This is a genomic window from Burkholderia latens, from assembly GCF_001718795.1.
Lineage (GTDB): Bacteria > Pseudomonadota > Gammaproteobacteria > Burkholderiales > Burkholderiaceae > Burkholderia > Burkholderia latens_A.
The window spans coordinates 1,277,234-1,295,639 of the sequence record NZ_CP013435.1 but is presented as its reverse complement, the minus strand read 5'-3'; the positions used below and the strand labels follow the sequence as shown (position 1 = coordinate 1,295,639).

27 protein-coding genes are annotated in these 18,406 nt (G+C 65.1%); all 27 read right to left on the bottom strand.

The window, feature by feature from the left end:
• Positions 1–7: 7 nt before the first annotated feature.
• Complete coding sequence (locus WK25_RS06160; protein ID WP_069241220.1) at positions 8–358, bottom strand: hypothetical protein; 351 nt, start codon at positions 356–358, stop codon at positions 8–10.
• Positions 358–1,113, bottom strand: coding sequence for an oxidoreductase (locus WK25_RS06155; protein ID WP_069241219.1), 756 nt, complete (start codon positions 1,111–1,113; stop codon positions 358–360). The genes WK25_RS06160 and WK25_RS06155 overlap by 1 nt, the downstream gene beginning before the upstream one ends.
• Positions 1,103–1,972 carry a baseplate hub protein gene (locus WK25_RS06150; RefSeq protein ID WP_069241218.1) on the bottom strand — a complete coding sequence of 290 codons (870 nt, stop codon included), beginning with the start codon at positions 1,970–1,972 and terminating at the stop codon, positions 1,103–1,105. The genes WK25_RS06155 and WK25_RS06150 overlap by 11 nt, the downstream gene beginning before the upstream one ends.
• A complete protein-coding gene (locus WK25_RS06145) occupies positions 1,969–2,271 on the bottom strand; it encodes a phage baseplate plug family protein (protein ID WP_069241217.1) in 303 nt (100 codons plus the stop codon). The genes WK25_RS06150 and WK25_RS06145 overlap by 4 nt, the downstream gene beginning before the upstream one ends.
• Positions 2,271–2,945, bottom strand: a complete 675-nt coding sequence (locus WK25_RS06140) for a hypothetical protein (protein WP_069241216.1) — start codon at positions 2,943–2,945, stop codon at positions 2,271–2,273. Before WK25_RS06140 ends, WK25_RS06145 begins: the two co-directional genes overlap by 1 nt.
• Before the next feature lies 1 nt (position 2,946).
• A complete protein-coding gene (locus tag WK25_RS06135) occupies positions 2,947–4,776 on the bottom strand; it encodes a phage tail tip lysozyme (RefSeq protein ID WP_156789013.1) in 1,830 nt (609 codons plus the stop codon).
• 2 nt (positions 4,777–4,778) lie between these two features.
• Positions 4,779–4,934, bottom strand: coding sequence for a transcription elongation factor GreA (locus WK25_RS06130; RefSeq protein ID WP_236857815.1), 156 nt, complete (start codon positions 4,932–4,934; stop codon positions 4,779–4,781).
• 14 nt (positions 4,935–4,948) lie between these two features.
• Positions 4,949–5,317 (bottom strand): hypothetical protein, encoded by a 369-nt coding sequence (locus WK25_RS06125; protein WP_236857814.1) that lies wholly within the window; start codon positions 5,315–5,317, stop codon positions 4,949–4,951.
• Positions 5,318–5,390: 73 nt separating this feature from the next.
• Entirely contained in the window at positions 5,391–5,825 is a 435-nt protein-coding gene (locus tag WK25_RS06120; protein WP_069241213.1) for a phage tail fiber protein, read from the bottom strand.
• Positions 5,826–5,835: 10 nt separating this feature from the next.
• Positions 5,836–7,557 (bottom strand): DUF3383 domain-containing protein, encoded by a 1,722-nt coding sequence (locus WK25_RS06115; protein ID WP_069241212.1) that lies wholly within the window; start codon positions 7,555–7,557, stop codon positions 5,836–5,838.
• A gap of 3 nt (positions 7,558–7,560) precedes the next feature.
• Positions 7,561–8,106: an LIC_12616 family protein gene (locus tag WK25_RS06110; RefSeq protein WP_069241211.1), complete on the bottom strand. Its 546-nt coding sequence runs from the start codon at positions 8,104–8,106 to the stop codon at positions 7,561–7,563.
• A 7-nt stretch (positions 8,107–8,113) separates the two neighbouring features.
• Positions 8,114–8,503, bottom strand: coding sequence for a hypothetical protein (locus tag WK25_RS06105; RefSeq protein ID WP_069241210.1), 390 nt, complete (start codon positions 8,501–8,503; stop codon positions 8,114–8,116).
• Positions 8,500–8,961, bottom strand: a complete 462-nt coding sequence (locus WK25_RS06100; protein WP_069241209.1) for a hypothetical protein — start codon at positions 8,959–8,961, stop codon at positions 8,500–8,502. Before WK25_RS06100 ends, WK25_RS06105 begins: the two co-directional genes overlap by 4 nt.
• The gene (locus WK25_RS06095) at positions 8,948–9,370 is read right to left on the bottom strand and encodes a DUF4054 domain-containing protein (protein WP_069241208.1); all 423 of its coding nucleotides are present in this window, start codon (positions 9,368–9,370) and stop codon (positions 8,948–8,950) included. Before WK25_RS06095 ends, WK25_RS06100 begins: the two co-directional genes overlap by 14 nt.
• Entirely contained in the window at positions 9,367–9,777 is a 411-nt protein-coding gene (locus tag WK25_RS06090) for a hypothetical protein (RefSeq protein WP_069241207.1), read from the bottom strand. The genes WK25_RS06095 and WK25_RS06090 overlap by 4 nt, the downstream gene beginning before the upstream one ends.
• A gap of 1 nt (position 9,778) precedes the next feature.
• Complete coding sequence (locus tag WK25_RS06085) at positions 9,779–10,789, bottom strand: major capsid family protein (RefSeq protein WP_069241206.1); 1,011 nt, start codon at positions 10,787–10,789, stop codon at positions 9,779–9,781.
• Positions 10,786–11,262: a structural cement protein Gp24 gene (locus tag WK25_RS06080; RefSeq protein WP_069241205.1), complete on the bottom strand. Its 477-nt coding sequence runs from the start codon at positions 11,260–11,262 to the stop codon at positions 10,786–10,788. Before WK25_RS06080 ends, WK25_RS06085 begins: the two co-directional genes overlap by 4 nt.
• A 12-nt stretch (positions 11,263–11,274) precedes the next feature.
• Complete coding sequence (locus tag WK25_RS06075) at positions 11,275–12,504, bottom strand: DUF2213 domain-containing protein (RefSeq protein WP_069241204.1); 1,230 nt, start codon at positions 12,502–12,504, stop codon at positions 11,275–11,277.
• Positions 12,491–13,300: a phage minor head protein gene (locus tag WK25_RS06070; RefSeq protein WP_069241203.1), complete on the bottom strand. Its 810-nt coding sequence runs from the start codon at positions 13,298–13,300 to the stop codon at positions 12,491–12,493. The genes WK25_RS06075 and WK25_RS06070 overlap by 14 nt, the downstream gene beginning before the upstream one ends.
• Entirely contained in the window at positions 13,300–14,931 is a 1,632-nt protein-coding gene (locus WK25_RS06065) for a DUF1073 domain-containing protein (protein WP_069241202.1), read from the bottom strand. Before WK25_RS06065 ends, WK25_RS06070 begins: the two co-directional genes overlap by 1 nt.
• 17 nt (positions 14,932–14,948) lie before the next feature.
• Positions 14,949–15,482, bottom strand: coding sequence for a hypothetical protein (locus WK25_RS06060; protein WP_069241201.1), 534 nt, complete (start codon positions 15,480–15,482; stop codon positions 14,949–14,951).
• A gap of 48 nt (positions 15,483–15,530) precedes the next feature.
• Complete coding sequence (locus tag WK25_RS06055) at positions 15,531–16,997, bottom strand: PBSX family phage terminase large subunit (protein WP_083252963.1); 1,467 nt, start codon at positions 16,995–16,997, stop codon at positions 15,531–15,533.
• A 13-nt stretch (positions 16,998–17,010) separates the two neighbouring features.
• Positions 17,011–17,211: a hypothetical protein gene (locus WK25_RS31125; RefSeq protein WP_156789011.1), complete on the bottom strand. Its 201-nt coding sequence runs from the start codon at positions 17,209–17,211 to the stop codon at positions 17,011–17,013.
• A gap of 39 nt (positions 17,212–17,250) precedes the next feature.
• Positions 17,251–17,685: a hypothetical protein gene (locus WK25_RS06050; protein WP_069241934.1), complete on the bottom strand. Its 435-nt coding sequence runs from the start codon at positions 17,683–17,685 to the stop codon at positions 17,251–17,253.
• Positions 17,686–17,774: 89 nt separating this feature from the next.
• Positions 17,775–18,065, bottom strand: a complete 291-nt coding sequence (locus tag WK25_RS06045) for a hypothetical protein (RefSeq protein WP_069241200.1) — start codon at positions 18,063–18,065, stop codon at positions 17,775–17,777.
• Positions 18,062–18,238, bottom strand: coding sequence for a hypothetical protein (locus tag WK25_RS31120; RefSeq protein ID WP_156789010.1), 177 nt, complete (start codon positions 18,236–18,238; stop codon positions 18,062–18,064). Before WK25_RS31120 ends, WK25_RS06045 begins: the two co-directional genes overlap by 4 nt.
• The gene (locus tag WK25_RS31115; RefSeq protein WP_156789009.1) at positions 18,235–18,405 is read right to left on the bottom strand and encodes a hypothetical protein; all 171 of its coding nucleotides are present in this window, start codon (positions 18,403–18,405) and stop codon (positions 18,235–18,237) included. The genes WK25_RS31120 and WK25_RS31115 overlap by 4 nt, the downstream gene beginning before the upstream one ends.
• Position 18,406 lies beyond the last annotated feature (1 nt).

The following is an 18,406-nucleotide window of genomic DNA, read 5'->3' as shown; positions in this document are numbered from 1 at the left end:
CGGAGCCTCAGAAATTGACGGGGAGCACGCCGTCGGCCGTGGCGACCTGCACTTGGCCGGTGACGACGCGATCTTTCATAGACGTGATGAAGCACTGCGCGGATTGCACGCCGAACACGCGGCGCGCCTCCGTCACGATGTCCTTCTTGATGAGCGGCAGCGGCGGTCGCTTGCCGAGGATGTCTTGCCAGTACGGGACGCCGACGGACGTGTCGTACCACGCCTCGCCGCGGAATGTCCGCACGGCGCTCGCGACGTCCTGCGCGATCGCATACGGCTCGGCCGCGACAGCGATGTTTCCGTACGCGTCGGCGCAGAGATCCCAGGTCGTTTGATCGAGGAGGAGGGTCGAAGGCATCAGATCGGTACTCCAGTGTTGCCGCTGCCGGTCTGCACGCCGCCGTGCTTGTGCGTGTGCACGCTCGTGCCCTGCGCGGTGATGTCGTTGACGACGGTAAGCGGGCCCTGCATCGCCGCGTTGCCGCCGAGCGGACCTTCGCCCTGCGTCATCTGGCCGTCGATCTCGACCGCCGGCGCGGAGTTCGTGATCTGGCTGCCGGCCGTCAGGCCGATGGTGTTGTCGGCCTGCAGCACGATCGTGGGCGCGGCCATGCGGATCTGCGTCGGCGACACGATTTCGATACCGGACGCCGAGAAGCGGACGTACTGGCTCGGCGCGCCGTTCAGGAACCCGCCGAGATACAGGCCGTCGGCCATGTCGAAAATGCGCTTCGAGCCGGGGTTCGCGGGGCCGCGGTTCACCTTCACCGAGGAGATGTCGCGGTCCTCGACGATCGCCACGCCGATGTCGCCGACCTGCGGGTCGATGATCACCGCGTTGGAGCCGCCCTGCAGGCGGAAGTACGGCAAGTTGTGGATCACGCCGTGCGGCATCGCGTTGTCGGAGCCGTCGAGCTGGTTCACGAGCGGCAGCACGTCGACGAAGCCGACCGGCGAGACGCTGCCCGCGTTCGTGACGGCCTTCACCTCCACCAGGCGCGCGCCGGAGATCGTGCGCAGGATCTGCCAGATGAGGAAGGACTGCTCGTTGAACGGCGACGTGCCAGAGGTCGGCCGCTGGCTGCCGCGGTAGCCGAATGCGTTATCCACCATTTTGCGGGTATGCCGAGAGTTGAGTGAACCACGCGCCGTCCGGCACTTCGCTTTCCAGCGCGTGCGAGAGGTCGAACACGTTCCAGATGCCGCAGGCGACCGGCAGTGAGCTTTGCACCTTCACCTGGCCGCCGTTCTTGATGTTCGGGTTGAACTCCGTCGAGATGCCGAGACCATTGCTCGAGAACGTCGGGTAGCCGCGCAATCCCGTCTCAGGCGAGATCAGCGGAAGGTCGCCCGTTGTCGCGCGAGCGCCGGCGCGCGGCCAGATCGCGAGCGTGTCGCGGTCGATCAGGTAGTTGATGTCCGCGGCGCGCGCGCACGCGCGTACCTGCGCAAGTGCGGTACCCGGAAAGTACGGGTTCGAGAGCTGCACCTGCACGCCGTTGTTCTCGAACGTCAGGCCCATCGTGTTCGCGAGTTCCTGCATGATCGTCGCGACGTCGACGGTACCCACGTAGCTGAGCGCGCCGACCGGCTTCACGGCCTGAATCAGGCCGGCATAGCCGATGATGTTCAGCGGCACGTCGGGCGTGCCCTGAAAATCGCCCCACGCCTCGCCGATCGTGCCCGAGTAGACGACGTGCATGCCGTTCTCGTCATCTCCTGCGGCGACCTGAACCGAGTTTTGCGCGCGGATCGCGGTGTTGATCGGGCCGACGGTCGTCAGCTGGTTGATCATCGACAGCGGGATGCCGTACGCGCGGATCTGCGCGGCCGCCATCGCGTCGCCGCCGGGCACCGTGATGAGTGACTGCACGCGCAGGCCCGTCAGCGTCACGGTGTTCGAGCCGTCCTCACCGAACTCTCCATCGCCGAGCGTGATCGTCAGGTCGATGCGTTTGCGGGTGAAGCTCATGCGAGGTCTCCCGCTTCGAGATAGACGAGCTGCCAGCGCGCGCCGAGGCCCGCGTATTCCGGATCGTCGACGCCCTGCGTGTCGAAGAACGTCAGGTCACCGACGAAGCCGAGGTACGCGTGACGGATCAGCAGCACGCGGTCGCGGCACGCGATCCCGCTCTTGATCGCCGCGTTGTTGACGGACAGGTCGAGGTACATGCCGGTCGTCTTCTGGTAGACCGAGATCTGGCAGTTCTGTCCGGCGAGCAGCACGCTGAAGTTCTGCGCGGGTTTCGCGACAACGGGAAGGATCAGCATCACTGCACCCCGCCGACGCCAGTCGTCACCGATACCGGGCCGAACAGACCAGACTGCGCAGCAGTCGGAACCTGCCCCTGCACCTGGCCGAGGCTGGCCGAATCCTGCGACGCGGAATTCTGGGTGTTCGCGAACTGCGCGACGACGGTCTGCCGTACCTCCTCGAGGTACAGCTCCGCGACGATCATCGTCACGCCGCTCTTCGACGTGCGGCGAAGGTCGTACGAGACGACGTTCGCGTTCTCGTACGTCGCGTCCGGCGCGATCACCGTGAACAGCATGGTCGACTGCTTCGCCGCCTCGATCGCCGACAGGAAGGCCGCGCGCTTCGCATCGCTGCCGCCGCACGCCAACTGCACGCGGGCGTTGTACGGCATCTGCACCTTGTTGTAGTCGGCAAAGCCGCCCTCTTCCTGCGGGTATTTCGCGATGCGCGAGTCGCCGCGGTATTCGAGGCTCAGCGCGGTGTCGGCGATCGTCAGAGGCGCGCCGAACTCGTCGAAGATGCCCCACACGGGCGCGAGCAGCCCTTCCAGCAGCCCGATCGCGTCCGTCGTGATCAGCGAGATCGCGAACGAGCCGAGCGATTCGCCCGGCGCGCGGATGAGCGGCGGCACGCCAGGCAGGTTCGGCACGTTCGGGAAGGCGGGGACGGAAAGGTTCGGCAGCGGCATGTCAGCTCAATCCGGTGTTGGCCTGCGGCACGACGAAGCTGTAGCGGCGCAGCGCGCCGCCCAGATCCCGCGCGACGCCGGCGGCGTCCGTCGCCTGCGTGTGCACGGTGATCGGGCCGTTGATGTTCGTCTCGTTCGTCGACGTGCTCGTCGTGGTCGTGTTGCCGCCTGCCGGCGCGGCCGCCGCGGCGGTCTGCTGCGCGATCTGCGCGGCGTTTGCCTGACCGAGTCCTGCGAACACCTCGCGCGCGTACTTTTGGCGCCGTGCAATGTTCGCCTCGGCCGCGCCCGGCCGCTCGTATTCGCGCGAGTGCACCTCGGCGGCGAACTCGGGCGTCTTCGCCATCCGGAGGCGCTGGTCGGCCTGCTTCTCGGTGTTCTTCAGCTCCCAAAGCATGAAGTCGACCTGCTCACCGAAGGTCGACTGCGCGAGCGAGTGCCCGAACTGCTTCTCGAACTGGCGCGCGCGCGGCCCGAGCCACTGCGCGATGCCGGCGGCGCCGGACGTCTTGTTCACTGCCGTCGGATCGAGCTGGCTCTCCTGCTGAAGGCTGCCTGCGATGCCGGCTGCCTGCGCGTCGGTATAGCCGGCTTCCTTCAGCCTGCCGACCAGGTAGCGCCGCCGGTCCGCGAGCGAGCCACTGTTCGCAGCCGCGCGCGCCTTGCCGACCGGGTCGCCATCCCACGTGTCGCCCGGCTGCGTGAGGCGGGTCTGTTCCTCGCCTTCGTTCAGCCCCTGGCTGTACAACGCGAGGCCAGCGATGCCGAGCAGGCGGCCGAGAATCGGCAGCGCGCTCGCGCCGGCCATGCTGACGCCGCCGAGCGCGCCACCGAGCTTGAACAGCGCGCCGGCCAGCGACAGCACGCCGGACGCCATCGAAAGCAGCTTCAGGCCCGCGAAGGCGATCAGGACGTTCTTCCAGCCGCCGACCGCCGTCGCGGCCTTGTCCGCCCACTCGACGAACTGCTGCACGGCCGTCACGGCGCGGTCGACCCACGAGCTGATGTCCGCCTTGTGGTCCGCGACCCAATCGGCCATGTTCTGCAGCTTGCCGAGCAGCTTCTCGAAGACCGGCATCAGCTCGAGTAGGACGGTCGTGCCGACATACTGCAGCCGGTCGCGCACGTCGAGCCACGCGTTGCGCAGCTTCAGCGCCTGCTCGGACTGCTTCTCCGTCACGGCCGAGTTCTTCTTCTGCGCGTCGACGAGCGCGAGCACCGCGGCCTCGCCCTGCTTCAGGAAGTTGAACTCGCCGTCGCCGATACCCATCTGCTGTGCGATGAAGCGCGCGCGGCCCGGGTCGGCCTTGAACATGTTCGAGATGATCCGCGAACGCGCGAGCAAATAGCTGTTGCCGTCCTTCAGATCCTTGACGGAGCCGCCCATGCGCAGGAACCACTGCACGCCCTCTGTGACCTGGCCGAACTTCAGCTTCGAGACGTCGTTCTGGGAGGACTGGAGCGCGGCCGTGATGCCTTCGGCCGAGCCGCCCGCGCGCTCGGCTGCGCGCTGCCACGCAGCGAGGTCGCGCGTGCTCATCTGGAGGTTCTGGGCCATGTAGCCCAGGTTCACCGCCGAGTTGATCGTGCTCTCGGTGAACTGCTTGATGCCGACGCCGGCAGTGAAGATCGCGATGAGCGCGAGCACCTCATTTCGGATGCTGCGGAACGACTCGGCCGCCTTCTTGTTGCGCTGCTCGATCTCCTTGGCGGCGGCCAGTTCTTCGGCGCTGAGCTTCTTCGTGACTGCGCCGGCCTCGGCCTTGCCGCGCTTGAACGCGGCCAGATCGAAGCCGAGGGTCACTACCAGCGCGTCTACGATAGTCGCCACGGTCAGTTTCTCCTTTCCTCCGTCGCGACGCGTTCGTTATGACTGTCGACGACGATTATTTCGAGCAGGTCATGCAGGTCATCCTGTCCGTACACCGTCTGCAGTTCGTGCAGCGTGGCGAGCCGTCGGGAAACGACCGCGCCGATCGAGCGCGGCACGTTGGGATACGCGATCAGGCGTTTGCCGCTTCCGCCGCCCCAGAAGCCTGCTTCGATGGGGCGGCGCCGAGAAAACCCTCGAGGTGCAGGTCGAGCACCGCCTTCCGGAGCTTCAGCCGCGTCGCGACTTCCTCGATGTCCGTCTCGATCAGCGCGCGCGCGCCGCCGGGACGGCCGGGCTCGAACTCGTACTGCACGCAGCCCATCATCTCGTCGAACAGCGGCTTCAGCATGTCGAAGGGCACCCGGCCAAGCGACTTCAGACCAATCGCGGCGATGCCGGCGAGGCCAGCGCCGAGAATTTCGTCCGGGATCTCGACGCCACAGCTCATCGCAGCGAACAGCGCGCGCGCCGCCCACTCCTCCGACTGCGACGCCGGCATTTCGGTGATCAGGAATCGCTTCCCGTCGTCGCGACCGTCCGTCGCGGTGAAGTTGGTCGTTTTCCGTGGCATGTCACATCGGTGCCGGCAGCACCGACTCCCAGGTGATTTCGAAGGTCTGCGGCTGCAGGACTTTTTTCGCATCCGGGATGGGCTTGCCGCGCGTCAGCACGCCGTTCGTCATCGTGAACTTCTTGCCGATGCTCTTAAGCGCGACGGTGCCGTCCCATCGGAATTTGTCCATCATCACGCGCTCCGCCACAATCACCGAGTCGAACATCAAGATCGAGTCGGAATTCGCCATCAGCGTGAGACGCCACTTCACGTTAAACGGAATCCAACCATACGACTGTTTCTTGTCGAGGCCCATTTGAACCTCGGCCATTTCGACGTCGTCGGTGTCGAAGATGTCCTCGGCGGCATAGCCCTGAATCTGTTGCGCGACCGGGAAAATGGTGCCCGCCGAGAGCATGATCACGCTGTTGGCGCTGGTAATCGTTCCTGACATGGTTGCTCCCTTACTGGACCATCACCGAGGCGAGGTTGAGTTGTTGGACGCTGCCGCCGTCCATGTACCAGAACTTGCACGGCGGCGATTGGCGAGCGGCGCGCGTCTGCGCGGTTGCCTGCGATGCGAGTGCTTGCAGGTACCAGCCGCGCGACGACAGCACGCTGTCGATCTTCAGGCCGGCGGCCGTGTTCACCTCCTGCACTTGCGCGCTGCCGAGCTGGACGCCCTCGCGAATCGCGCCGAAGTTCACACCCTGGTTGATGTCGTCCATCAGCCAGGACTCGATCGTCGCGTCGCCGACCGCGTTGTACGGGACCGACTTCGCCTGCGTCAGCCCTTCCATGATCGACAGCTGGAACTGGTTGGTCAGCCAGATCTGGTTGATGTACGAGTCGATCCAGTCGTACTGACCGCCGATCGTGCCGTCCGCGAAGAACGTGAACTGGTCATTTGCCGTCGCGAATGCTCCGTAGCAGTTGTAGCCGTTTGCCACGAGGTTCTTGTAGACCGTGCCATCGGTGACGGTCGCGGCAAGGCCCGACTGCGAGCGGAACTTCATCGTCGCGCGGCCTTCGGTCGCCGTGAAGTCGATCGACGCGATCGCGCCCATCAGGAACGCTGCCTGTTTCACGTCCTGGTAGATCGGCGCGACGCCGCTCATGTTGCCTTGCTGGACGAGGTAACCGAGCGACGACGTTGCCGGAACGGTCGTCGTCGGGCTCTGGTCCGTGTCCCACGCCGCATACAGGTAGCGGTTGTTCTGCTGCGACGTCCACGTCGCGAACGCCATCTTCTGCGTGTTGCCGACGCCGTTGTCCGGGTCGAACGTCGTCATGAACGACACCCAGTTCTGCGTGACCTTCGTGATCGCGTCCATCGCGGCGCCCGGCGTCGCAGCGGCTGCACCCTGCGACAGCACTGCGCCAGTTGCCTGCGTCAGGTCGATGCCAGCTGCGAGCGTGCCCGTCGCGTATGCGACCGTCGACGGCACGCCGGTGATGCCCGACGTGATGACGAACGCGCTCGACGTGCTGTCGAAAGTCACGGCGACAGCTGCGGCCGCTGCGGTGATCGACGTGCTCGCGACGGTCTGCGATTGGTCGACCGTATAGGTTCCCGTGCCGCCCGAGCCGGTCAAGAAGCCCGTGATCTTCGTGCCGGCGGTCACGCCCGTGCCGCTCAGCACCTGGCCGATCGCTAGCGTGCCGGACGTGACAGCGGATACCGTCAGCGTGGTACCCGCGATGCTGCCCGTGACGACGGCCGGCGTCGGCGGCGTCGCGTTCAGCGCGGTCTGGATCGCTGCGGCGGCCGCCGAGAAGCTGGAGGCGCTCGACAGGTTGATCGACGCCGCGGTGCGCGTGAAGCCGTCGACCACCACCGTGAGCGAACCCGAAAGCGCCTGCAGCTGCGCAAGCGTCATTGCGGCGAGCGATCCACCGCGTAAATATGCGCTGACTGCCGCCGTCGGATATTGCGAGAATCGGAGTGCACCCGGCTTCACGTCCGAATTATCGAATCCGCCGAAATAAACGGCAGCCAATTGGTATTCAAGCGATGTCGCGCCGAAATAAGCGGACACCGCGTCTTTCGTCGGGAAAGATGGAACCGTGCCGATCGGCACTCGGGTATTCGTCGTCAGCATAACGCCGATCAGATCGAGGGCGGACCCGCCCGCGCTGATGACGCTCGGCGTTACGGATGCGATCAGGGATGCCGGGATCGACATGGTTTAAGCTCCGGGAGGATATGCCGCATCCACGCTGACGATTTCGGGAATAACTTCGTCTGCAAAATCCTGCGGCGTTTGCGTGATTGGATTGTATTCGATAGCAAGTTCAATTATCCAACGCTGCTCACAGTTATTCTGAGCGTTAATAAACGGCATTTGTCGTGGAATTTCGCAATATAACGGCTGAATATCCGGATTAACGGTCGCGAATTGAATGCACGCATATTCGTCGCGAAACAGCGTCGAAATGATCGCGGCGTTGTCGCCAGAGTTCGGGCCGTGCACGTCAAGCTGTAGGCGCGCCTCGATCGCTTGCATCGAGTTGCGCGTGCCTGGGTTCGTTCCGGTGTCGGTGTAGCTGTCGACGTTCGTCGCGAGGCGCGGCGACGCGATCGAGTTCACGACCACGAAATCCGGGCCTACGGGCTCGCCCACGCCGTTGTCCTGCGCCTTCACGACCTCGACGCCCGCCGGCAGGATGCCGAGCAGAAACGTGCGCAGCGCGGTGAAAACCTGCGATTCGGTGATGGAGATGGTCACGGGCATGGCGGCCTCACTGCAGTTGGATCGCGAGCGCGCACCAGTCCGGCCACGTCTCGAACACCTGCACGACCTTCCACGTGGTGCCCTGCAGCGACGCCGGCACGCCGGCCACCGCGGCGAACTGCATGAGGTCGCCGCCCTGGTTCGTCGCGCGATACACGCCGCGCCAGTCGCCGTTCAGGTATGCCTTGCGCAGCACGCCCTGAATGTTCAGGCCGTCGAGGTGCTGGATCTCGGACGCGCTGAGCGCCTGAACCTGCACGGACTGCGGTGATGCGCTGTACGTGGGAGTGCGGCCGCCATCGGCCGCCGTGGTGTAGCCGGTACTCTGCTGCAGCGTCACCGGCACGAAGGGGTTCACGGTGCCGATCACGCCGGACACGATGCCGTGCAAGTTCATTCTGTGGGTGCTCCGTCGACGATGTCGTATGCGACGGCGTGCTGCATCGGCGCGGCGGCCGAGCCGCGCAGCGGGCCGTCGAATCCCTTCTTCGCGATCGTGGATGGCGCGTTCGGCGGATCCGTCCACGCGCCGATCGTCGCCTGAATGTCGACGACGGCCGCCTCGCCGGCGAGCCGAAGCGCGGCGTCGAAGTCGCCGCCGTTGCGCTGGAGCGTCACGCCGACGATCTTCGCCCAGCGCGATGCCTGCGCGATCGCAGTCGTGCGAAATGCAGGGCGCGGCGGAATATCTTCGGTGCCGTACTCGTTCCAGAAGCCGACGAGCGCCATAGGCGTGCCGTCCGGCTCGGTTGCCCCCTCAAGGAGGCCCGCGCGCATGGTCAGCGTCGCGTTGTCGAGGTAGCGCGCCAGCGCGGCATCGAGCTTGGCGCCGCCGGTGACCTTAACGGCGCACACAGCAAGGCGCAGGGAAGTAGTGGAAGGTGCGGAACGGCAGCACCATCTGCCAGAAGATGAGGCCGTACTCGCTCTGCGCCCAGAACTCGGCGTTCTTCGATTGCACCTGCGCGAATGATGCGTTCACGGTGCCCTCGCCGGCCGAAACCATCTGGCCGACGACGGCCGCGCTCGAGCCGTCACCCGAGCTCGCGCGGTCGAGCAGGAAAGCGAGGTGCGCGGTGATGAAGTTGAGCAGCTGCGCTCGGACGGTCAGATCCTGCACGACCGACGCAGGCGAGTTGTTCAGGAAGATGCAGGCCATCGCGAAATAGCCGTTGAGGAGGCCGTCGCTCACGCCCGCAAAAGCGGGAAAAGCCGCCTTGAAGGCGGCCGGGTCGAAAGCGACGACTCCCGTCGGCGTGCTCATTGCTTCTCGGGCGCGCCGGTCTTGGTCCCGTCGACGGTCTTGTCTTCGGGATTCGCGTTCGGGTTGTACGGCTCGAAGCCCGTCAGCGCCTTCTCCTGCTCGCGCGCCTGCGCTTCGCCGGACTTGTCGTCCTTCGCGGCGAACACGAAGCCGTTCTTGTGCGCCGCCGACTTGCCGTGGTCCTTGACGATCTGATCCCAGTCATCAGCGTCGACCAGCGTCACGCCATGACCGGCAACGCTATCGCGGCCCGGCATGCCCGCGACCTGCAAGTCAGAGCGCTCGTCGCCATACATGCCGACCAGGCGGACAGCGCGATCGCCCGGCAGGTTGTAGACGATCCCGTGCGGGAGCTTGCAGTACACCTTGACCGGCTTGGCCGTCTTCGTTTCTTGGACTTCCGGCATGTCAGACCCCCAGCATTTGTTGGATGAAGTTCGGGTAGTACAGCACCGCGCCGAACGCGTGCCCGGACTTCTTTTCCGAGTACGACGAATCGCGACGGACGACGCCGTGCGCGCGCATGCGCTCGGCATACGCGAGTTCGCCGGTCGGCTGGCCTTCGACGTCCTGCGCGATCATCTGCACGAGGTTGCCGCTCGCCGTCGCGAACTCGGGGATCGTCTCGATCTCCATGTTCGGGTAGGCGAGCTTCAGCCGGTCGCGCAACACCTGGCCGTACGAGTTCTGTTTCGTCAGGTTCTGCTCGGACACGTTCGGGATGCCGACTTTCACGCGCGATTTCGTGTTGATCAGACCATTGCCGGCCGCGATCAGGTTCTTCCAGAGCAGCACGAAGTCGGCATAGATCTCGTCCGACGTCTTCACGTCCCACGTGGTGCCGCCGGCGCCCGTGGTCGGCGCGACAGGTGCGCTGAGCGCCGGGTCGTTCGTCAGGCCGTAGTTCTGCAGGCCGGCGACGCCGAACAGGAAGATCGCGTTTTCCTTCTTGCGCAGGATCAGCGCCGATGCGAGCTGCTGGCGCGCAGCATAGTCGACGCGCGCCTTCGCCGCGACGGCCATCTGCTTGTCGCCCCACTGCGTGTTCGTCTGGAAGCCGTAGTTCTGGCGAGCGGGGAAGTTCACGTTGTGGCTCGACATGCCGTTGCCGCTGTAGTCGCCGTACGTCGCGGTTTCACCGGTCGATTCGACGGTCATGAACGTCGCCGTCGTCGTCGTCCAGTCGCCCTTTTGCACGGGCGGATAAAGCAGCTCGGCATTCATCGGCGCGACGAGCACCTCGATCACGCGCGGATCGAAGTAGTTCGTCAGCATCTGCGGGATGCCGTTGTTCGGCTGCGTGACCAGCGGGCCGGCCGCGTCCATTGCGGCGACGAGCTTCGCTTTCGAGGCATCGTTCAGCAGCTCGGCACCGGGCGCGAGGTGGATGCCGTATGCGGAAAGTTGGTTCAGCTTCATGCGAGTTGGCTCCACGTCGAGATCTTGATCACCGCGTTCGCCGCGCCGCCGCGCGTCACGACGTACTGCGTTTCGATGGCGCCCGTGACGGTCGCGCCGGCCGCGCCGAACTGAAGCGTGCCGTCGGCGAGCGTCGCGAACACCTTCTGGCCGAGCGTCGCCGCGTTCGCCGAGCTCGCGAACCATTCACCCTGTTCGGCGACTTCCACGGCCATGCCGGCCGGAACCGACATGCTGTATTCCTGCAGGTAGTTCGGGATCACGCCGACCTGGTCGGTGATCGCGAGGCCCAGCGGCTTGCCGGTGCCGGTGTTCTGCACCTGGTTGTCGGTGTCCGTGCCCGGCCACACGAAGCGGCCGACGGTGACGGCCGTCTGCGCGACGCGCGATACTACCGAGATCGGGTTCATCGAGGCGCGCGTGCCGGGCACGCCGACCTCGGGCTGAAGACGTACTGCGTTCGGGAAGCCCATGTTCGTCCGTCCTTACGCGTGGTTGATTTTGGCGAGCGCCGGGAACTGCTTGAGCAGCTCGGCATCGCCGGCGGCGTCCTGTGCGACATGCACCGGCGCCTTCGAGCGCGCATCGATCAGCACGTCGACGATGCCAGCGTAGGCGACCTGCTCGTGCTTCGTCGGGTCCATGCCGCCGACCGTCAGCGCATGCGCGTAGATCGCTTCGGCCGAGTCGAACGCCATCGCGTCGATGCGGCCGGTGATCGGCTCGACCTTCTGCGCGGCACGGAAGCGACCCTCGATCGACTGGCGCGCGCCGTCGGCGGCGGCCTTGATCTTGGCGTCCATGGCCGAGGCGTTCTTCGCCTGCTCGGCCTTCTTCGCTTCCTCCGCGCGCGCGGCCTCGTCGGCCGCCGCCTTCTTCGCCTCGTCGTCCTCGTCGGCCGCGCCAGCCGGCTTGCCTTCGAACTTCGCGAGCAGCTGCTTCAAGAGGTCCGCGATCTCGGCGTTGCCGTCGTCGACCGCCGCCGCCGGCTCGCCGAGAGCCTGCACTTCCTCAAGGGCCTCTTCGAGCGCTTCCTCGACGCCTGCGGTGTCGAGGCCCTCGTCCATTGCGACTTTCAGCTTCGGGAGCCGCGCCTTCCACGCCGCCTTCTGCTTCGGATTCAGTTTCACGGTTCGTACCTTTTCAGGAGGTTGAATTTGGGAATCCGCCACCGTCACTTCGGGACCGGCGCGCCCCTCGACGACCAGTGCGACGTGATTACCCATAATCTCCGTCATCACGATGTCGTATTGCGCGCCATTATAGGTTCCACTTTTAATGACGGGCTTATACCGATAGGAACTCGACAATTCGCGCTGCTCGTCGCTTTCGATTTTCTCGATATACTCGCCGTCCCAAAAAGCGAGCCCGTTATCGAGAAATTCACCCTCAAAAATCGCATTTGAACCGGTCGAACCGATAATTAACTCGTTTTTTGGGTCTTCTGCGGTGACGTGCTTGTGGACGAGCAGGATCGGCAGCATGTTGAACGTCGGCGCAGCCTTCTCCAGCTCCTCCGGCGGGCGAAAGACGTTGTACACGCGGTCCGGATCAAGGCCGAGTTCTTCCCATCCGGGAATCTCTCGACCCCAGTATGGATTCACGCCCGCCTTCGAGATATGCGATCGCTCGATGAAGAGACGACCGTCCTTGTCATAATTCCGCACCGTTGCCTTGTCAAAAGCAACGATAATCTCGCCTTTATTCGGCTTCATCGTCCACACCCGGAATTAACGGCGCGCCCACACAACCGCAATTGGGCAATTCGCCGGGAAAAATGTATTCACCGTCGATTTTAAGACCCTTCGACAAATCGAAAACCTTTCCATTCGCTTCGACGTGCGAGTGGCGCGGATTCTTGCCGCCGCCGACATGCAGCCAGCGCGCCTTCGTCACGCCCATGGAGAGCTGCCGCGCGCGGGCCATCTGCGCGGTCGCCTTGTTGTTCTGGTCGGTAGCGATGAACGTCGCGCGCCGCCGCGTGACGCCGTAGCGCTCCTGCAACTGGTCGGTCAGGTATTTCAGGTCGCGGCCGGCCGTTACGCTGCGCATCACGATGCCTTCGACCTCGGTCGCGTACTCGGACTGGATCGACTTGATGAGGGAGACGTTCTGCTGGATCGACGCCTGCATGACGGTGTTCGACACGAGCGTGTCCTTCACCGAGACCGACATGCCGGTCAGCGCGACGGCGGCCTGCTTCGTGGCGTTCGTCGCGTGCCGGTCGACCTGCGCGATGAACCAGCGCGAGAGATCCGGCGCGCGGGCCGCGAACATCTTGCGCCACTGCGCGGCGCGGCGCGCGAGCTGCGCGGCGAGATCGGCGGCCGGCGATGCGTCCGCCGCGATCTCCGACTCGCGGCCGCGGTACGTGGCCCGCAGCCAGTACAGCGTCGAGCGGTGCATCTCGTCGACCAGGCGCTCGAGCGCGCGCTGGTATTGGATGCGCACGGCAGCGCTCGGCCGCGTCGCGCGCATCTCGCCCTTCACCTTCGGCGCACGCGCGGGCATCAGGCCACCACGCCGGCGCTATCGGTATCGCGCTCCTCTTCGTCGTCCATGCCTTCGCCAAGGTCCGGTGCCTCCGGCATCTTGTTGACGTCGATCGAGTCGTAGCCGCTGTCGGGATCGGCCGCGAGCCGGATGCGCTCCTCCTCGTTTCCGATGACGCCGCGGTCGAAGTAGATCGCGAACGTGTCGGCGTTCTGCTTGCGGTTCGCGGCCTTCTCGGCCTCAGACTGCTCATGCAGCGGCACGAACTTGTGCGTGAGGTCTTCGTCGATCTGGCCGAACTCGGAAAGCTGGATGATCTTGATCGCGCGGTCGAGGTTGTCGGCAAACATGATCGACTGCTGGCTGGCGACATGGTCGTACCAGTTCGCCTCGTCGTACTCGCCCGTCGAGTTGAATCCCTTCGGCGCGATGCCGAGCAGCTTCACGGCGGGCGTGCGGCTTATCGCCGCGAGCAGCTCGAGCTGCTGCGACACGATGTCGGAGAGGCCCGTCAGCGGCGTGTTGACCTGGACGAAGTCCTCCATCTCCTTGTCGAGCGCCAGCAGTCCTTGGTTGTCGCCGAACAGCTGCCAGAGCAGCGCGCGCGACTTCAGGCTCGCCGCGTCATCGTAGCCGCCGCCGTTCAGGACCTGGCTCATGTCCGTCTTCAGGATCGACGTGCTGAACCGCTTCACGAGCTTTGCGACGGCGATGCGCACGGTGTCGAACCGGTCGACGTAGTCGAGCGCCATCTGCGCGAGCGGGATGCCGAAGAAGTTGTAGGCCGGCTTGAGGAGCACCGGCGGCTCGTTCTGCGAAAAGTGCAGCAGGCGCGACGCGTGCACCTTGCGCCCCTGCACGAGCCATGCGTTGGGCTGGTAGTAGTCGGCCGCGAGCGGGTTGTCCGCGTTGTAGGGCGCCGGGTAGGCGTTGATCGGCTCGATCAGGCGGAAACCCTTGAACGAGCCCTTCGTGATTTTGGCGCGGTCGAGCGTAAGCTCGGTCTGGATCTCACGCAGCCCTGCATTGGACCGCGTGTCGTCGCCCATGTCGACGTACAGCATGCACCCGCCGAAGTACCCGGTCTTCTTCGCCGAGCGGTTGAATGCCTTCTTCAGGTGGAACTTCTCGGTCGCGGCCTGCAGTGCCTGCACGCGCTTCGTGTCCGATTCCTCGCTGCCCTGGCCGCCGAACTCGATCCACTTCCGCGTCATCTCGTCGGCGAGCGTCTCGACCATCGCGCGAATCAGCGGGTGCTGCGACAGCAGCGACAGCGCGGCGTAGCCGATGAAGTCGACGCCGCTGAGCTGGTTGAACCCGCCGCATGCGCCGAGCGTCGCGGCGAGGTTGTCGCACACCGAGTCCATCGCGACTTCCGGCGCGCCGCCGCCTTCCCTCGGCACCGTGCCGGGCGCGACGACCGGCGGCTTGAACTTCGCCGCCCAGTCGACGTCGCCGCCGCGCGCCGCGTCCTGCGCCGCGAGCTGCTCGAGCAGCGCCGGATTGATGCGCATGCCGCGGCGCGGGCCTTCGACGACGGGCCAGTGCGGCTCGGCGCGCGAGTCGAACGCAGCCGCCGGGCGCGCGGCCGCCGGAGCGGTCGGCGCCAGCAGCGCGCGCGGGATGAGGGATTGCAGTTTCTCGAGCATGCGCGCCGCCGTGTCGGTTACGAGAGGTCCGACGAGCTGTAGTCGCCCGTCGAGTCGGCCTTGCCAGAAGCGACCGAATGCAGGTGCAGCAGCGTGCCGATTGCGCGCAACTCGGCGCGCATGTATTCGGCTGCCTCGTGCTCGAGGCCGTGCAGCTTGGCCAGCAGCCCGGCGAAGCGCTCGCGCGCCTCGGCGTGATCCTCGACGTCGATCGAGACGGCCGGCGTCTGGTCGGCGCTTACGTTGACCGCTGGCGCTTCGAGAGTCACCGCGCCCGACGAGACAATCGTGACGTCACCTTGCGGCCCGGCCGTGGCTTCGGTGCCGCTGGAGAGCGATGCAGGCGCAGCAGACGAGGAGGTGTCGCTTTCGCGGGCGCCGGCCGCAACAGGCGCACCGTCGTTCGACTCCCCCGCGTCACTCGCGGGAGCGGCCGCCGCGTCGGTTGCTGCCGTGGCGAGAGCCTGGTCGATCGCCGGTTCCGACGGATCGATCGCGAACATCGGCTGGGCGAAGCCGAGCAGGGCCGCGATAATGGTGCGAGTGCGCATTATTGAAAATCTCCGAGAAAATAGCCGTTTTAGGCCGGGAAAATCGAATTAAGCGGCTGAAAGTGCAGCGAGCGCTTCATGGCTGATATTCAGACCATTACCGCGACCACGGATATAGCCGTCCATCGAATACCGAATACCGTCGATGTGGTGATTCCACTTGTCGACGATTATAGGCAACACGTCCCCCGTGGTTTTGTCCACCTTGTACGAATAGTTGCCGAATTCCTCGATCGTCTTTACGCACCGTGAATGAATAATAATTCGGTCAAAACCACGTAAAAACGCTATTCCATCCTCTACTGATCCACCCCATTTTTTCGCGGCGTCGATATTGAAACCTTGCTTCGCGACGTGCGAAATGGTTTCAGGCCGCGCGCAATCGGCTTTGATTTTCCATTTCCGTGCGCCCGGGATTCCGGGGTATTTCTTCTCGTCGCCTAGCATCCACTGCTTCATCTGCTCGGGCCGCATGCCCTCCTTGCCGGCGAACAGCTTCCAGATCTCGTCGAGGTCGGTCTGCTTGCCGTGCGCCTCGTAGTCGATCATCAGGTCGTTGCCGCGTACCCAGCAGCGGTTGAGCGTCGTCGGGTCTTGCGCGAAGCCCCAGTCGGCGCCGAAGAAGAAGCGCGCGTTCGCTGGCGTCTCGAAATCCTCGACGCGCCACTTCCCGGCGAAGATCAGCTCGTCGGACCGGCGGTTGAACTTGCCTTCCCAGATCCAGTTGTAGCGGTCGAGATCGGTGCGCAGCATCTTCTGCCGCTCGAGCTCCAGTTCCTCCGGGAACCACGGGTTGTCCGACCAGTTGCAGCGGATGATGATCCGCTCGTCGTCCTCGTAGTAGCCGTCGACCATCTGATCGACGTACGGCGCGACTTCGTCGGCCCACACCGGGTCCGTCTCGCGGTTCGGGTTGAAGGTGATCCAGATCTCGGAGCCGGCCGCGCGGATGGTCGGGAACAGGATGTCGAGCGATTCGCGCGACACGTTCTCACCCTCATCTATCCAGGCAACGGTCACGCCGGTGAAGCCCTTCAGCGCTCGCTGGTTGCGAAACAGGCCGCGGAACGAGAACCGGCTGCCGTTCGCCGGCACGCTGATCGATTTCTTGAGCCGGCGGAACGAATCGCCCAGATCGCGCCGGTCGATCTCCTCGGCGATTTCCTGATAGCTCGACTCCTCGATCGAGTTCTGGATCTCGCGCAGGCAGAGGTTATGCTCGCGGCGGGCCTGCGCTCGGGCCGCGAGGATCGACACGACGGTTCGCGTCTTCATCGACCCACGACCGCCGATCACGATCTTGCGCCGCTTCTTCTTCAGCAGCGGCGCAAGCTTCTCCGCGATCAGCACGGTCGGCTCGGCGTCCGTCTCCTCGCCGTCGACCGTCAGGCGCTTGATGACGTTCCGGTCCATGTCGACGATGCCGAACACGGCCGGCCGCTCCTCGGTGGCGACGCCGGAGAAGTAGGACTCGACGCGGGTGATCGCGGCGTGGGAGATGCGGCGGCGGCTCATGCCGCCCCCATCGTCACATCGTGATACGCGCCCAGGCCAGCACTGCGGTCATCGGGATGGCTTCCGTGTCCGTTTCCACGTAGTCGCCGATCCGCTCCCCGATCACGACATCGTATGGAAAGCGAAACGGCGTTTCGCCGGGCGGCGTCGCGACGCGAAAGAGAAGCCGCTCCATTGCCGGAACGGCATGTGAGGTAGGATCGAGCCAGTTCATCGGCGTGCCCCTGTGAGAGAAAGCTCAATGCTACCTCCCTCACTTCCCCTGCGCCGCGAGCGCCTTCTCGACCTGCGCGAGGCGGTCAGCCAGCTCGCTGATCTCGAGCACGTCGAGCTTCGCGCGGATCATGTTCACGAGCTGCTGAGCGACGTCGGGCGAGACCTTGCCGGAGGCGACGGCGCGCAGCACCGCGTCGACCTGCTGCACGGGCGTGCCGTCCTCGGGGAATTCGAACTGCACGGCGGGCGCGACGGGCTTCGCGGCCGGCGCGACGCGCGTCAGCAGCTCCTTCATCATCAGCGTGTCGCCGTCCGTGAGGGCCTTCTTCGCGACCGCCTTGTAGAAGCCCTTCTCGTTCATCTTCGTCTCTTCCTTGATCGCCTCAAGGATCTTCGTGCGCATCTCCTTGCCGCGCGGCTTGCGAGTGCGGGGTTGGCGCTCGGCCGAAAACTGGGTGGCTTCTCTGCTCATGTCCGTCATTCCTTCCGTTTTTTTCGGTGGTGGGTGCCCGGGTTTCGGCGCCCGGGCCGCGCCGTCTCGATGAGGTGTTCCGATCGGCGTTACATACGAGCCTCCACCGGTGCGCGACGGGGACGTTCGGCGGGCCCCGATTCGCCCTCGAATTGCGCCTCCTCTTTCCATGCGAGGAACGGGCGCCGCAAAAAATGGTTGAAGCGATCGGCCGCATGCGTGTTCGTCGCGAGCTCGCGCCTCGACTCGACCTTGCAAACGGCGCGGATGAACTGCGCCGCCTCGTCGACCGAGACTGGATCGCCGTTGACGAATCCGCCTACCCACGTACGGAACTGAGCGTCGCGCGGTAGCATGCCGGCGAGTTGGACGAGGTTCATGCGTCGCGCCTCCCCGTGATTCGAGCGAGTCGGCAGCGGTATGCGACGCCGAGCGCGCTGTCGAGCGTCGCACCGACGAAGCCGGCCGACAGCCCTGGGAACGTAACGCGCCATGCCGGTTTGCCGAACGTGTTGACGATCCGTGCGCGGGGTTTCGTGGTCTGGAGATTCATCGCGCTTCCTCGATCTTGGCTCGAACTGCGCAACGCGCAACACGCTCGATGTGCGCGTCGCTCGGCAGCCGGCGCGCGACGATGACCCACACCTTCAGCAGCGCGATGTACGGCCGCAGCCACCAAGCGATCGAGCAGCGGACGGTGATGGTGCATTGGCGTGCCACG